Consider the following 16,344-nt stretch of genomic DNA (forward strand, 5'->3'; position numbering starts at 1 on the left):
TTCAACCCACGTCTTTCTCCACTCTAACTAGAGTAGCTGAATGTACTAAATTCGTATATGCTTTATTTCGGAGGTGAGTGTATGAAGTTTTTTTTCCCAGATAGTCAGGACTTTGTTGATCCTAACTTCGATTTTGTCTCTGAGAAGCGAACTCCTCTTAGGGTAAGGCAACGTGACGACGTTTATGCACATGAAATAATCAAACGTCCTTATGATGGAATATTAATATCAAAGGCTATTGTCGAAGGCTTACCAGGTCGAGCAAACAAGACACGCTACTCAGAAGGACAAAAATATCGGTTGTTTAGAGAGGGGGCTCACCGCTTCTTTCGTCTCGATAAAGGATATGAAGTTATGGGGGATAGTGGTGCTTTTTCATATATTAAAGAACCAGAGCCACCCTATAGTGTCGATGATCTGATTGATTTTTATGTAAAAACAGAGGTCAACCAAGGCGTCTCATTAGACCATATTGTTATGGGCTATAGAGATGAACGGAGTCGTGATATCGAGTCTCTTCCTGAAAATAAAGAATTACGTGTTGAAATGACACTTGAGAATGCGGCTGATTTTTACAAGAAGGCCAAAGGAAATAATTTTATCCCTTATGGCGTCGCGCAAGGTTGGGATATTGAAAGTTACGTAAATTCAGTAGTCAGTCTGCAAAAGATGGGGTACGGGCATATTACCCTAGGGGGGATTATTACTCTTGATTCAACTCAGATATGTCGCCTACTGGAAGAGCTGCAAAAACACTTAAAACACAATTTAAAACTCCATTTGCTTGGTATAGGAAGGTTAGACTTTCTGCACAAATATAAGTCCTTGAATGTTTCAAGCATTGATACAACAACCCCTCTGAAGCAAGCATTTCTAGATCAAACAAAAAACTATCGATTGGGTGATAAAGCTTATAGTGCGATACGAATCCCTCAGTCGGGTGATAATCAAATGGTTAAACGAGAAATATCCTCTGGTCGACTTGATCAAAAACAAGTCAAAACGAAAGAAAGGGAGGCACTGGCGGCATTGAGGGCTTTTGATGTTGATGAACTTGACTTGGAGACTGCATTAGAAGTGGTTTTGGACTATGAAAGTATGCTTTCTGACCGTCGAGGTAAACTCTATTCCTTGTATCAAAAGACATTGAAAGATAGACCTTGGAAAACCTGTAAATGCCCTATCTGCCGAAAGTTAGGTATCGAAGTTGTGATTTACCGGGGTTCAGAGAGAAACAAACGTCGTGGCTTCCACAACCTTAATGATTTCTACACTGAAATGGCTAGGAACTTTAAATGATAAAGAAAATTGCGCTAAAGGTTGAACAATGTTGTGATGTTAACCTGTTTGTTACAACGATGAATATTGCTGAAATAGAGTCAATCTGTACTATTTCAAGAATATTCCGCTCTGAGGATAATACTCTTAAAGGCTATCAACGAACTGAGTTGCGTAAACATGTCGAAAATATTGCCACATATATTGATTCTGATAATGCAGTTATTCCAAATTCTATCATTATGTGCCTCACATCGAAGACAGATATCGTGCCCGTCAAAGATGGAGTGTATGAATTAGAAATACCTAAAGACACCAAAAGCGCTGTTTTAGTTGACGGTCAGCAAAGAGTTGCTGCACTTAGGTTATCTGAGCGTAAAGATTTCCACTATTCAGTGTGTCTTTTTATAAATGATGATGCTGAATTTGAAAGACAACAATTTCTGTTAATAAATTCTGCAAAACCATTATCTCGCAGTTTGATTTATGAATTGCTACCTCATGCTAGTGGCGTTTTTAATGATGATTTGACACGTAAAAAATTACCTTCCCTGATTGTCCAGTTGTTGAACTATGAGCCTAAATCCCCCTTAAATGGGTTGATCAAAATGACCACAAACCCTGAGGGTCTGATAGCTGATAATTCTTTGATGAAAATGGTAGATAATAGTTTGAGAGAAGGTGCGTTATACGACTTCTGTGAACTGTCGACAGGAACATATAAAGCCGAGCAGTGTGAAGAAGCGGTTAAGATACTTTGTATTTTTTTCAAAGCTGTTAGAGAGGTATTTAACGATGATTGGGGGAAAAGGCCTAAGGACTCACGCTTGTTTCACGGGGTCGGAATAATTTCCTTGGGTCAATTGTTTGATGAAATTTACTATTCTTATCAAACGAAAAAAAACCAAGATATCTTTTTTGAATATTGCGTGAAACAACTCTTTCGTATGAAGCCTTACTGTTCATGGAGTCATGGACACTGGGAGTTTGGAAAAGACTCTGATGGTGAAAGTATCGTGAGAAAATGGAACCAATTACAGAATTTAAGTCAAGACATATCAATGGTCACACGATATTTGATCACAGTATACGGCAAATTAGAAAGGGGTGTCCCAATTGCTAAAGGTCAATGAAATTTTCGAAACGATTCAAGGTGAAGGGATGTTTACGGGGGTTCCGTCCATCTTTTTGAGATTACAGGGTTGCCCTGTTGGGTGTGCTTGGTGCGATACCAAGCACACATGGGTAGTTGATATAAACAATGAAACCTCGTTTGAAACGGTGAAAAACAAGCAAGTTGATGATGATAGTTGGTGTCAAATTACGGTTGAAGATATCGTGAAAGAATGCATTACGCATTATAACGCAAGGCATGTAGTAATAACTGGTGGAGAGCCTTGCATGTATGATTTAAGGCCACTTACATTTTTACTTGAAGAATCAGGTTTTACAACACAAATAGAAACAAGCGGTACTTTTGAAGTTAATTGCAGTGAGTCTACGTGGGTCACAGTTTCTCCCAAGTTGGATATGCGAGGGGGATTGATTATGAACGAACAAGCTCTGTACCGCGCAAATGAGTTGAAGCATCCAGTTGGGACTCAGAAAGATATTGATAACTTACACGAGATTCTGACCAAGTTTGAACTAAAGGATGATTTGGTCATTGCACTTCAACCCATAAGCCAAAAAAAGCGAGCCACAGAGATGTGCATAGAGGTTTGTATCAAAAATAATTGGCGTTTATCTATACAAACACACAAATATTTGCAGATAGCATAGGGGAATAAAAATGAAAAAGGCAGTAGTTGTATTTAGTGGTGGTCAAGACTCAACCACTTGTTTAGTGCAAGCGTTGACACAGTATGATGAAGTTCATGCAATAACCTTTGATTATGGCCAGCGACATAAGTTAGAGATTGAAGTAGCAAAATCATTATGTGAGGAGTTAGGTGTAGCAGCGCATAAAGTTCTAGATGTATCTTTACTCAATGAACTCGCTATCAGCTCTTTGACGCGAGACGATATTCCTGTTTCCCATGAATTACAAGCTAATGGACTACCAAATTCATTTGTGCCTGGGCGTAACATCCTCTTCCTGACCTTGGCGGGTATCTATGCTTATCAAATTGGCGCACATGCAGTTATAACAGGGGTTTGCGAGACAGATTTTTCAGGCTACCCAGATTGTCGAGATACTTTTATCCAGTCAATGCAAGAAGCATTGCAACAAGGAATGGATTACGACCTTGCTGTCATTACCCCTTTAATGTGGCTAAATAAGGCGCAAACTTGGGCTCTAGCAGATCAGTACGGAAAGTTAGACTTAGTTAGAGAAAGAACATTAACATGCTACAACGGAATTATTGGAGAGGGTTGTGGCGCTTGCCCTTCCTGTAAACTAAGAAGTGAGGGACTCACTCAATATTCAAACAACAAAGAAAAATACGCGAAAAAAGCATAGGCAATTATGATAGAACTCTCTCATGAAGCGCGCCTAGTTAGAGATGCTTTACGCGAATGCGGCCTTGAAACACCGAAGAAAGAGCAAAGCTTAGATCGAAGTCAGAGGTTAGATTTAATTTCGAACGCCGTACGAGACATTCTAAACGCTTTGTCATTAGATTTGAGTGACGACAGCTTATCCGAGACGCCCAATCGAATGGCAAAAATGTACGTCGATGAAATCTTCTCTGGCTTGAACTACGAGAACTTTCCCAAAATCACCACTATCGAGAACAAGATGTATGTCGATGAAGAAATCGTAGTCAAAGATATCTCATTTACTAGCACTTGTGAGCATCATATGATCGTCATTGATGGGATGGCAACTGTTGGCTATATACCAAGCGACAAGGTGATTGGTTTATCTAAGATAAATCGATTGGTACGCTTCTTTGCTCAAAGACCACAAGTGCAGGAAAGACTAACAGCCCAAATTTTTGTTGCTCTAAAAACTTTATTGGGTGTGGAAGATGTTTATGTGAAGCTTGAAGCTACACATTATTGTGTGAAGAGTCGTGGGGTGAAAGACGTAACAAGTAAAACTACTACTGTAAAAAGAGGTGGTAAGTTTAAAGAAGTGAAACTCGAACCATTCTAGTTCTAAAGACAACAGTGAATGTGATCCCTCGTGTATAGAGGGATTTTTTTGCGAATCTTTTTCTTGGCGACAATATGTGTCTCCTGCCTATGCTAATTTTATGATATGTTGTTCACATTAGATAACGAACGTGCATTTATCCTAATCATTTCATTTTTATCACAGTTTAGAGATAAATTCCCCAACATTAAATTGATGACATAGGAAATCTAAATTGGAAGTAGGTCAGTTTGTACGTGTAGAAAATGGCTTAGGGCTAGGGAAAATTTCTAAAATTGATGGAGAGTCTGTTTTTGTCACTTATTTTGACTCTCCTATGTGTATGGTAGTGCATGAAAAGCAGTGCCATATCAATGCTGTAGATAAAGCGTTGTTACTTATCGAAACGGTTGTTTCTTACTACGAACATGCAAGTGAAGAGTGGCTCACGGGGCGTATTGTTGGTGAAGCACCTCCACCGGCTGATTACTTAGTGCAGTTCCCAAATGATGAATATCGTCATTTGCCACAAGCTGACCTTTATGTTCGTTGGGATAGACCTCTTTCATCTCCCATTGAATGGCTAGCGCATCAACAAACCTACACTCCTTACTTTCATGAAGCTCGTGTCGATTTTCAAAATCATATGCTCGATCAGCGTGAAGCATGTGCTGGTGTTACTGCAGCATTGTCTTCATCAATCGAATTAGAGTCACACCAATTGGCCGTGGTTCGCCGTGTTCTCTCTGACCCTATCCAGCGCTATTTGCTTGCTGATGAAGTTGGGTTGGGTAAGACTATTGAAGCAGGGTTAATCCTTCGTCAACACGTACTCGATTATCCCGACTCTCACAAGGTTTTAGTCTTAGTCCCTGAAGCTCTTCATCAACAATGGGTCCGAGAGCTTTCTCAGCGCTTTCATTTAAGTGAATTGTTAGATAAGAGCGTTATAGTTCAGACTTATAACCAGTACCTAGTGGATAAGACGACCTTTGATGCAAACCTAGTATTGATTGATGAAGCGCACCAAATTGCTGGGTGGGGGTGGTCAACTTCACAACAACAGCAACAAGCTTATCAACGTATTGCTAAGCTAGTGCATATGAGTAACAAGCTACTGCTACTCTCGGCGACGCCGCTGGTTGGTAATGAGCGTAACTTTTTAGCAATGCTGCATCTGCTTGATTCCGATAGTTACCGCCTTACAGAGAAAGGTGTTACTGAGTTCCGTAAACGAGTTGAACAGCGTGAAAAAATCGGTGGTTTGATTCAGTCATTTACCACTACTAACATCAACCTAAAATTGCTCCAGCACCTAAAAATCCTTAAGAGCACACTAGAGTCCGATAAAGTCTTCTTGGCACAGGCTGAAGAATTAGAGCCTTCGCTTGCTGCATCTCGTTTCAATAGCAATCGAAGTGAAAAAGCCGATAAATTGATTCGCCAGATTCGTAATCATATCGCTAATCGCCATGGTGTACACCACCGTATGTTGCGTAATCGTCGTTCATCTGAGGGCATCTCTCAACTACTTCCTGGCTTGGCTGAACAAGGTCTTGAACGTATGACCTATTTTAGCGCTGGATTAAATGAAGCACTGGAAACATGGCATCAGCATATGCTGATCAACGACCCGTACAGCAAGCGCTTTGCAGCGATATATATGATGTTTGTAGAGGCAAGTCTAGGGTCTCCACAAGTGTTATCCCAGATGGCAAATTCTCGCTTGTCTAATCTAGAACTGTCTCAGCAAGACTTCCTGTTGTCAGATCAGCAACGAGAGCAATTATGTTCAGCGTTAGTGCCGGATGAATCTGAATTACTTGAACAAATTGTTGAACAAGGCGAATATGCACAAGAGCAATACTTAAAAGTACTAGTTAAGCAACTTGATTCGCTGATGAATGATACCAGAGCAGGTGTGGTTATTTTTTGTGATCATCCTTGGTCAGCAGATCAACTTAGCGCCGATATTTGCTTTAACTACTCACGCAAACAAGTTCAGCGTTATAATCCAAATCAACCACTACGTTTTGGTAAGGACCCGGAATGTCGTGTGCTTATTTGCGATCGCCGCGCTGAAGAAGGGATTAACTTACACGGTGGACATCGTGTAGCTATCCACTACGACATTCCACTGTCTCCTAACCGCATGGAACAGCGTAATGGGCGAATGAACCGTTATGCTGCAGATCAGTTTGCTGCACCTGTGCGTAGTATGGTCATTGAGTCGAATGATGCGCAATCATTTGCGACGTTATGGATTAATGTGTTGGACAACTCGTTTGAGATGTTCAAGCAATCTATTGCAGGTTTGCAGTTTGTTATTGAAGAGCAGATGAATCTAGTGACTGAGGAATTGTTCCTAGAGGGGATTGAGGCACTACAGAATCTCGATGAACGTCTTGTGGGTTCAGGGCAAATATTGGAATCTGAATGGACAAGAATCCGTAATCTAGAAGCACTGATGGCTATTGATACGGATGTGCAAGAAGCACAACAGTTTGCCTATAAACTGCAAGACGTTGATGAGCGAGAAGACGAGTTTCAGGAAGTTGCTAGAGCGTGGATTAGCAAAACGTTAGGTTTTGGCTCGTTCGGAGACCGTTATGTGTATCTTCCACCTCAGCAATCAGGTCGAGCTACCATGGTCAATGTACATATGCTTAGAGAACATTGTCTTTTGGGGTTTGAATCAGAAAATGAAGAGTTTCCTACGCCAACTACTTATCCAATGGATTACATTCGTAGCGATGCGCAAAGTGCCCATAAACGTGTCGCACGACTAGGTGAACCCTTCCACGATGCCATGCTATCGATCTTGCCATATGAAGCCCGAGGCTTAGCAAGTGCAATGAAGCGTGAAGTTAAAACGATGGATAAAGATGGTGAAGGCGTCGTTTTTTGCCTTGAGTACTTGGCGACCACTGAGTTTGACCCGAATGACGAATATGCGTCGACTCTAGTTCGAATTAGTGATCAACTTATGCCGCCTAAACGCTTTACCCTATGGCTGAACGCTCATGGTGAACCATTACCTGAGGAAGCAGTTAATTTCTTTGCACAAAAATATCGCAAGAAAAGCGATGGTGGTAGTGATACTAACCTAGCTAAAACATGGTCAGATATTGACTATTTGTTTTCGAAGGATGAATGGCGTGAACAGTGCCTTGCGATAGAAGAAAGTGCGTTGGTTTCGTTGGCGACCAAATATCACGATATTCATCGTACAGGTCAGAGTAACCTAGAAAACTACCTTGCATCGGACCCAAACTTGCCTGAGAGCTTTGTTGCTCAACTAAGACAAGCCTTTGATCAACCAGTATATGAATGCTTGGCTGCTAAAGCGGTATTTTTGGTCTCTGGTCAGTCGTCGTTAAATTAAGTAAAGATTAGACAGTAACATGCTGCAGTTTTTCCATTCTGTCCTGAAACAAGGCAGTCATAAGGGCTTCGATAAGCCAGAGAATATGACGACCGTAGAGAGTCGTGTGTGGCAATGCTTGGAAGAGAATAGCCAACCACTGGACCGTCGAGGTGCGATTGTTCATTGGCTACAGCAACAAGCAGTACAAGACCCAAGTATCGAAATTCGTGTACCTACCGAAATATACAATCGAACGTGGCCCAAGGAGCAAGATTGGCAGCAAAGTGGAATAGATTGTCAGCGTTTAGGCGAAGTTTATCTACTTAGTATTGGCAGCATGTGGCAGCCTAGTTGGCTAGAAGATGGCAAAAAGCCAGTTTTTACTGATACATGGGCAGAAAAGCAACGTCGCATAGTGAGTGCAGTTCCAATTGATCCTGGCGTAAAAAGGGTTATGGGAGATGCTTATACACATTATCAGGCTCCGGGTCAGCGTGATGCAGTGCGAGCAGCGTTAATGAGTGAACCTGGTAGTACGTTGTTGGTGAACCTGCCAACGGGCACTGGTAAAACTCTGGTGGGGCAGGTTATGACGATGTTTGCTCCGCGAGAGAATGCGTTGAGCATCGTCATTGTACCCACTATAGCACTTGCTCTTGAGCAAGCGTCACGATATCGCCAAGAGATTTTACGGCAAGGTGGTCGCGCGGAAGACGTGTTAGCTTGGCACTCGGGGTTAGAGCCGGAAGAACGTAGTGAAGCTAGAAAGCGTATTCGGCAAGGTACCCAACGTCTTATAGTCACCTCTCCAGAGGCTGCTTGTAGTTCACTCACACCTGTACTTTTTGATGCCGCCGAGAATGGCGGTTTACGTAACCTCATAATTGATGAAGCACACTTGGTTATTCAGTGGGGGACGGGTTTCCGCCCTGAGTTCCAGCAACTTGGTGGTCTTGTTCGTGGCTTGCGCAATGCCAGCATAGCGAAAGGTGTGACACCTTGTTCAACCATTCTGATGACAGCCACCCTGACTGAAGATACTCGTCAGGGACTACGTGACATCTTCGACAGTCACATGACGGAAGTACATGCATGTCACCTTCGGCCCGAGCCTTCTTATTGGAGTGCGAAAGCTCCAGATTTAGAGACGCAAAATCAATGGGTGATAGAAGCGTTAGCTAACGCTCCACGACCACTGATTCTTTATTTCACAAAGCCAAGTGAAGCTAGACAATGGAATCGATACCTTCAAAATCAAGGCTATGGTCGAGTTGGTGAGTTTACTGGTAAAACGGGTAAAGAGAAGCGGGCTCAACTTCTCGAGCAGTGGACCAACAGTGAACTGGATATTATGGTCGCAACCTCTGCATTTGGGGTGGGTATGGATAAGAATGACGTTCGCTGTGTGATTCATGCTACTTACCCGGAGAATATGGACCGCTATTACCAAGAGGTTGGTCGTTCTGGTCGTGATGGTAAAGCGGCGACTTCCATCATGATCTATACCGAAAAAGATGCTCAGTTAGCCAAAGAAATTGGTACCGAAGCAGTCATCAGTGTCGATCTTGGTCATGAACGCTGGGAAAGCATGTGGGAGCGAGCGGAGGCATTGCCTGGAGGAGAGTTGTATCGTGTTAATTTGAAGCACCTTGTTAAGCGACTAAAAACCCAATCAAAAAGTAATCGAAGTTGGAACTTGCGCACCATCTTATTGATGGTTCGTGCAGGAGTGATCCAACTTGATGCAGTTCGACAGCAGATGCCTGAACAATTAGAAGGCCAGTCGGACGAAGAGTATGAAAAAGTATTAGAAGAGGCGATGGATCAATATCGTAACTCTTTGGTCGTCAAACCTCTGGTGGTAAATCATACCGATATTGGGTTTTGGAACGAAAACGTCGAACCTTTCAGAAAGGTCATTGCTGATGCATCTAACTCGAACTTTGAGGCACTGCGATCATGGCTAAAAAATACGTCAGGTCAGTCTTTGTGTCAGACGCTAACTCATTTATATCAATTACCTGACACTATGACAATGAAGGCTTGTGGTGGTTGTCCTTTTTGTCGGCAATCCTCCGGACAACTACTCGATTATAGCTTACCAAAGAGCCGCATTAATCGAGATTTTCTTCAGGACTCACCTAAAGTTTGGAGTAACTTAACGGGTATTAAAGTTCGTCGGGGGTTTCTAATGTATAAACGCCCTGATGGTTCAAAAAAGGAAATACGTAACTGGGAAAGACATGTTATCGACGTAATCAAGCAACTATATCGGGTCGGGTTGATTGCAAGCATTCGATTAACCAGAGAAGAATATAACGTACTTGAAAAGGCATCGTTACGTCAAGGTGGTCTCCCATCTCACCTGATCGTACGTTTTACCGATGAAGGCAGCGAACTACCAGCGCCGCAATGGCCAGAACTTTGGATTCCATCATGGCGCGATGGAGAAAAACACTTTGCTATGCCACGTCCGCTACGAGGCCCTAGTAAAAGCCCATTGCAGTTAGCTTTGGTACCTGATGACATGGTTGCTCCAAACCATCCTACAGGTGAATTATTTGTGTTGTTGGATAACAAAAACTGGATACGTACCGAGAATTTGCTGCAATCCATTAGAGACAATATATAATCATATTCGCCTTACCCCTAGGACAAGGCGTTTTTGCAAGAAACTTATTAAATTTAAATAATTTAGCTAGCTTAATATACGGCAGTGTTTAAGTATAAAAACGAATAAAGACAAAAAAAAAGAAACAAAATTAGATGATATTTTTTCCTAAAAAAGTTTACGACAACGCAGGTGAAGACGCCGTTTGGGAAGAGCTAAAAAAGTCGCTCAAAGGTGTCGATGGCTTTGCCTTAAACAAGGCTAACTTATATTTTGAAGGTAAGTCTTGGTTCCAGCCAGATATTATCGTGGTTTCTCCTTATCTAGGTATCACGATAGTCGAAGTAAAGGGTTGCAGAATCCATGATGTTGAGCAGGTGACCCTTGGAACTTGGTCAATGAACAAATCATTTTATGCGGATGAAATTAATCCTTTCGATCAGGTACAAAAACAAAAGTACCGCCTTATTGATATTCTCAAATCTAAAGGCATCAATTTGCCTGCCAACGCAGTAAAGCACTGCGTGGCTTTGCCATTTATTTCAAAGCAAGAGTGGCAAGATAAAGGATTTGCCAATGAATACCATGATAAACTCATCCGGTTCTCGGATAAGAAAGACAGTAGCGCGATTGGCCGAGGTCAGCCTAAAATTTCGCCATCGCTTTGGTTAGATATCTGTAATGCATTTGGTGTGAAGCCAATGCATAATTTTGATTACGAGAAAAAAAACCAAGGTCTACTCGAAAAACCGAAAAGTTCGTCCAACAAGGGCAAACTGGTTTGTGTTCAATATAAGGGCTACGCTCCTAGTAAAGAAATGACTATGGAGTTTTTAGGCGAGACATTTAAACCAGAACAAATCAATGATTCGTGTACCTATTTAGTTGCCACCGCAGGTTTAGAGCGTTTGCGCGGGAGAGAAAACTCAGGAGCTGTAGAGCAGAAGGGTAACCTGTTGTTCGATAAGGTTATCGAGAAAATGATGAATAAACGTATGTTGAAAAAGGCGGATACGATTATTCTTCTGCGTCGCATCATCAATGCTGAGTTTGCTGATGATGAACCTCGCAGGCAGCAACTTAATGCAGACGTCTATGACCTATTCAATAAAATCTTAGAACTTGATAGTGCAGAGTTTGACTTATCAAACAAGCATAGTCGTGAAAAAGCTGCATTAAGTTGCACGAGTCTAGCCTCTTTCGAGGAATTTGCCAAACTAAAAGAGTCGTTAATACAAGCATTAAGTGAGCATGACGCACATGATGTTATTGGCACTAGTAATCAAGCAATTTTAGACTGGTTAAAGAATGAATATGTACCCCATCCGACGATCATTATGGAAGGCTTCACCCGTTTAACACCTATTCAAAAGTTATATGTAGACCATTGCTTAAGCTTTGGTAGCACTGTCGTTTTTCTCTACAGTTACGATGAGCAGCAAAAATGGGGGTTCAGTAACCAAGATCATATTGTCAGCGCCTTTAAAGACGCAACAGTTGAAACGCTGCAGTACCATGACAAACCCTTGGAATCAGAGAATGACCTAAATGCGTTGAAAGGTAACCTTTTTGAGTTGCAAACCATTACAGACAACAAGTGTAAACTTCACGAGGATGATCACCACTACAGTAGTGAAGATGGCAGTGTGACCGCAACAGAGTACAATTTTATTAGCCAAGAAATTGAAGATGTTTGCGCTAAGATCAAATCACAGGTCAAGGGTAAGTCTACACGAAAGAAGAAGATCGCGATTGTCACTCGCGACCTTGGCACCTATGCCCCGCAGTTCATCAGTAAACTGCAAAACGATGCGGATTTAAATCAGTACTTGGATCTTCCTCAACGAAAACTCCTGCAGACACCTTTTGGGCGCTTCATCTTAAGCCTATATAAGATATGGGATCATGAAAACGAGCGTCTGGTCGTGGATTGCAATGTCTTTAGTGACATCATTGCATCGGGTTGGTTAGGGCGAGGATTGCGTGAAACACTGGCTGATTTTGAATTTATCAAACCACTTTTCAGCAAAAGTCAGACACTACAGCAATGGGAGCATGTTCTAACGCGAACTTATAACGTAAATGACAAAGATAACAGTCGTTTTCCACTCGCCTGTCTTAAAAATCGTGACATCTTATTTAAACAATGGTTGGGAGCGTTAATGCACCTCGACACGGTTTGTACGCGACTGTTTAATAAGGAGTTAGGTAACCGCGACATTGCACAGCACATCTCATTGCTTAGTGAGGAGTTGGAGCGTTTTCTTGAAGATAACCCCCTTTCTGGAACTGAAGCAACACTATTGAAACAGCTAAAAGATGTTTTTAACGATCTCGAAAAGACGGAAAGTATCACGCTTACTCACCAAGAGTTTGGCTCAATCATCAACAGCTTGGCAACAACTGAAGAGCAGATGATTGATGAGCATGATCGAAACTGGAGTCAGGATAAAACTCAGATCAAGATTGTAATGCCAGAGTCAATTGATGGTCTGATGACTAATGGCCCCGATGGTTATGACATCATTTATTATGTAGGAGCAGATAACCAACGACTACCAAAAAAATCGTCCAACGACTGGTTATTTGATAGTAAAGAGTTGCTGGGTGATTTGGAGGTTAACGATTCCAATAAGTTTGAACGTTACTTGTTTCTTTCTGTATTTCGTTGTGCCAAAGAACAATTCCACCTTAGCTTTAGTCGCTATGATGGTAGCCAAAGCAACAGCAAGTCAATCTATTACACTTTACTGGCGAAGAGGTTAGCAGTATCTGAAAACCAGAAGACTGCAGACTCAAAACAGATTGCGTGGAATTGGAACGCAGCAGCCAAAGTTAAGATGGCTGGTGAAGTAAAGAACGTATCCGTTGCTGAGATGATGGTATATACCCTGTGCCCTTACCGTTATTTACTAGAAAAAGTCTCGAGTCGGGCTGGTTGCTATAAAACGGAGTGGCAATTGACGCTTTACTCGGGTTCACAATGGGAGCAGGGTATTCTTTTTGCCGCAGCGACGTCTGGAGAAGTTATCAGTGAGCAGATGCTTAAACGGTTAAAAAGCGATGTCTGGCAGAGCAAAATAGCGCCTTATTACCCATACATATCAGATCTCGAGGCTGATACCAGGGAGAGTTACCTACAACTTTCAAAGCTAGAGCAATATTCAAAAGTAACGTTTGATAATCGATATAAATTTAAAAATCTAGGGGAAGGATTCACACTAGAGTCACCAAAGGAACAAAGGTTCTGGGGAAAAAATACAACCAGCGAAAACGATAATCATTTGTTTCAAACCGTGATAAATAATGAGTTGCTACTGCCTGTAGCTAAAGATAGTGATGATGCAAATGATACCCCGCAAGTTCAGGCACAAAAGGTATTTTTTGATGCTAAAGCTGAGATGAACCAGGAAGAACAAGCTGCCTTTATTGAGAATATTCGCGAGATGAGTCGTCAATCATTTGTCAAACAACCAGGAAACCACTGTAAGTTTTGCCCAAGTAACTTGTTGTGTTTACCAATGAGCACTGAGGAAAATTCAAATGCAAAATGAAGCGTCTAGACTCCTTTCTGAATTGAATTTCAGTGTCACACCTCAACAAGAAGAGATCATTGGTTCGGTTATTGACCCTAGCAAAAAAATGACCTTAGTCAGTGCAGGTGCCGGCTCTGGCAAAACACACGTCAGCGTTGGTGCTTTATTGGCCCTGCTGAAGGTTGGTGGTGTTATGGTTGATGAGATTGTAATGATCACCTTTACCAATGAGGCAGCTAACAATTTGCGTAGTCGTTTGGCGGACGAATTTGATGCTCAGTTAACTCGGGCAAGCAAAGAAGATGATATCTCTAGCGTTGAGTTTTGGTTAGAACAACAAGAGCGGATCGCAAACACTTACATAGGAACCATACATAGTTTTTGTTCGAGAGTTCTAAAAGAGTTCGGCTATGACCTCGGCATTTCTAAAAATGCAGAAATCAAAGTGAGTCCTGAACTTAGAAAACAGGCGATTAAGCAGCAAATTGATGAGCTGTTGAAAGGGAGTAAACCTCACTTTCTTCCTGAAGATAGTGGTCTAAAAGACTATCAAACGGTAAACCTAATTGATAGCGTGATTGAGCACTATGGCAACTTAGGATTTGACTCGGCAGCAGTGCTTGAGGCGACGAAAAATAAGCAATCTAAGGATCGGTACTATGACAATCGAGTGGCTACCGCTCAGTTAGTTCATGACGCACTTGAGACCTACCGCCGAGAAAAATATCAGCAAAGCTGTTTAGATAACCATGATCTGATCAGTCAAACGCTACGCTTGATTCAATCCGATCCTAAGATTAAAAAACGTCTGGGAGCGCGGTACCGCTACCTATTTGTTGATGAGTTCCAAGATACTGATAAATTGCAGATCAATATTGTTCAAGAGTTAAGAGACGAGGTCGCGCACGTATTGCTGGTGGGGGACACCAAGCAGGCGATTTATGGATTTCGCGGTGCTACCAGTAACTCATTGGGGAATGTTGCTGAGAGAAACGGTGTATCGTGCCTTGAACTCAATTACTCAGGCCGAGCTGCGCAGTCATTACTTGATGCTCAAAATACCTTGTTTGAATATATTGAGGCTGCTGAAAAGGAACGTTTTTCTGGTATCAATCAGCCGTTGAAGTGTGCGGAATACCCGCGAGATATTTATGCCTTGCCTGCTAGGATGCCATCTCTATTACACATAAAGGGACAAGATTCGGAGAGTGCCACCGAGTTGGCAATTAAACGCCTGTTAAGTCATACCTATATTAAGATTGAAAAAGGTACGCAGCATGAGCAGGAAAAACCGGTAACGCACGATGATATCGTGGTACTGGTACGCACCAATGAACAAGCAAAATCTATGTTCAATTATTTAGATGCACAAGGCGTGGCCGTCTCACTTTCAAGTGGTGAATCGATCTTTGCGGAAAAAGAGATTACAGATACACAAAAAGTCCTCGAGTGTATTTTTTCGTATCCCGATAGTGCCTCAATGTTGAATGTGATGACGACCTCATATTGGGCGAATCATAATGACTCAGACAATGGTGAGATTGCTTTACCACTAAACGTGACTGAACAACTTGCAGCACAAGAGATCAGAAATAAGTTTGATCAGTCTAAGGTTGGAAAAATCATAGTTGAGCTCAGTGAGAAATCTAAATACCTTTCGGTGATACAACTAATTGAAGAACTCTACAGTGAGTTTCAAGTCCGTGAACGTTGCTATGTTGATAATAATACCCAGGGGGTATTCAATCTTGATTACTTACTCTCTTTTGCGAACAGTCTGACTATGGATAGTGCTTCTCTTTCATTGCCAGTATTTATTGATACTTTAGCGACAAAAGTCCGCTCCGGTGCCGAAGTTAAGGGTCTACCGAAAGGGTTAAGCTCTGAAGCAAAAGGTAAGATTGAGATCATGACAGTACACCGCTCGAAAGGAGATGAATTCAAGTTTGTTATCGTTCCTTATATGGAGCGCAATGCAAATACTGGTACCCGTCCAAAATTCATTGTTGATCAAGAGCATGGATTAGACATTAATCTGTTTGCGAAGAATAGTGAGAAGAAGACAACTTATAGTAACCAGTTTGATGCTTTAACACAGCGCCATACTCAGGATCTGTTACCTGAAGAAATGCGCAATTTCTATGTCGCACTAACACGCGCTGAGTTACAATTGTTGCTCATCTGTGGCGATGATAGTGAACTCAAAGATACAAACAACTATTACGCATGGCAAACGGCTTACGACAAAGCATGTGTACATGCTCAAAAGCAGGGTTCGCCTTTGATTACCAACAATCACCGGCAGATGAGTTTTGTTGATGGGAAGCTTAAAGCTCGACAACAAACCACTTAGCCAATACTCCCCTGGTACTAACGCCTCTTCTCGAAGAGGCGTTATTGTTTTAAGGTAAGCCAAGTAGTCAGTTTGAATTATGAGCATCCGATCAATTTACCGATACCTGTGCTTTAT

At 41.9% G+C, this 16,344-nt stretch carries 9 protein-coding genes; all 9 read left to right on the plus strand.

Going from position 1 to position 16,344, the window contains the following annotated elements:
* Positions 1-81: 81 nt before the first annotated feature.
* Positions 82-1,299: a tRNA-guanine transglycosylase DpdA gene (dpdA, locus tag ACWYU8_RS15240; protein WP_457520535.1), complete on the plus strand. Its 1,218-nt coding sequence runs from the start codon at positions 82-84 to the stop codon at positions 1,297-1,299.
* Positions 1,296-2,411: a DGQHR domain-containing protein DpdB gene (dbpB, locus tag ACWYU8_RS15245; RefSeq protein ID WP_457520537.1), complete on the plus strand. Its 1,116-nt coding sequence runs from the start codon at positions 1,296-1,298 to the stop codon at positions 2,409-2,411. The genes dpdA and dbpB overlap by 4 nt, the downstream gene beginning before the upstream one ends.
* Positions 2,395-3,060, plus strand: coding sequence for a 7-carboxy-7-deazaguanine synthase QueE (gene queE, locus ACWYU8_RS15250; RefSeq protein ID WP_457520538.1), 666 nt, complete (start codon positions 2,395-2,397; stop codon positions 3,058-3,060). Before dbpB ends, queE begins: the two co-directional genes overlap by 17 nt.
* Before the next feature lie 10 nt (positions 3,061-3,070).
* Positions 3,071-3,742: a 7-cyano-7-deazaguanine synthase QueC gene (gene queC, locus ACWYU8_RS15255; RefSeq protein ID WP_457520540.1), complete on the plus strand. Its 672-nt coding sequence runs from the start codon at positions 3,071-3,073 to the stop codon at positions 3,740-3,742.
* 6 nt (positions 3,743-3,748) lie between these two features.
* Positions 3,749-4,381, plus strand: a complete 633-nt coding sequence (gene folE, locus ACWYU8_RS15260) for a GTP cyclohydrolase I FolE (protein ID WP_457520542.1) — start codon at positions 3,749-3,751, stop codon at positions 4,379-4,381.
* Between the two features lie 214 nt (positions 4,382-4,595).
* Positions 4,596-7,745 carry a protein DpdE gene (dpdE, locus tag ACWYU8_RS15265; protein ID WP_457520544.1) on the plus strand — a complete coding sequence of 1,050 codons (3,150 nt, stop codon included), beginning with the start codon at positions 4,596-4,598 and terminating at the stop codon, positions 7,743-7,745.
* A 19-nt stretch (positions 7,746-7,764) separates the two neighbouring features.
* Complete coding sequence (dpdF, locus tag ACWYU8_RS15270) at positions 7,765-10,359, plus strand: protein DpdF (RefSeq protein ID WP_457520546.1); 2,595 nt, start codon at positions 7,765-7,767, stop codon at positions 10,357-10,359.
* Between the two features lie 134 nt (positions 10,360-10,493).
* Complete coding sequence (locus tag ACWYU8_RS15275; protein ID WP_457520548.1) at positions 10,494-13,892, plus strand: NERD domain-containing protein; 3,399 nt, start codon at positions 10,494-10,496, stop codon at positions 13,890-13,892.
* Positions 13,882-16,227, plus strand: coding sequence for a UvrD-helicase domain-containing protein (locus ACWYU8_RS15280; RefSeq protein ID WP_457520550.1), 2,346 nt, complete (start codon positions 13,882-13,884; stop codon positions 16,225-16,227). Before ACWYU8_RS15275 ends, ACWYU8_RS15280 begins: the two co-directional genes overlap by 11 nt.
* The last annotated feature ends 117 nt before the right edge of the window (positions 16,228-16,344 follow it).

The sequence above is a fragment of the Vibrio limimangrovi genome (assembly GCF_054064025.1).

Excerpts from the sequence above, each read along its gene's own strand:
- dpdA (WP_457520535.1), top strand. The coding sequence starts at position 82 with ATGAAGTTTTTTTTCCCAGATAGTCAGGACTTTGTTGATCCTAACTTC.
- dbpB (WP_457520537.1), top strand. The coding sequence starts at position 1,296 with ATGATAAAGAAAATTGCGCTAAAGGTTGAACAATGTTGTGATGTTAAC.
- queC (WP_457520540.1), top strand. The coding sequence starts at position 3,071 with ATGAAAAAGGCAGTAGTTGTATTTAGTGGTGGTCAAGACTCAACCACT.
- folE (WP_457520542.1), top strand. The coding sequence starts at position 3,749 with ATGATAGAACTCTCTCATGAAGCGCGCCTAGTTAGAGATGCTTTACGC.
- dpdF (WP_457520546.1), top strand. The coding sequence starts at position 7,765 with ATGCTGCAGTTTTTCCATTCTGTCCTGAAACAAGGCAGTCATAAGGGC.
- ACWYU8_RS15275 (WP_457520548.1), top strand. The coding sequence starts at position 10,494 with ATGATATTTTTTCCTAAAAAAGTTTACGACAACGCAGGTGAAGACGCC.
- ACWYU8_RS15280 (WP_457520550.1), top strand. The coding sequence starts at position 13,882 with ATGCAAAATGAAGCGTCTAGACTCCTTTCTGAATTGAATTTCAGTGTC.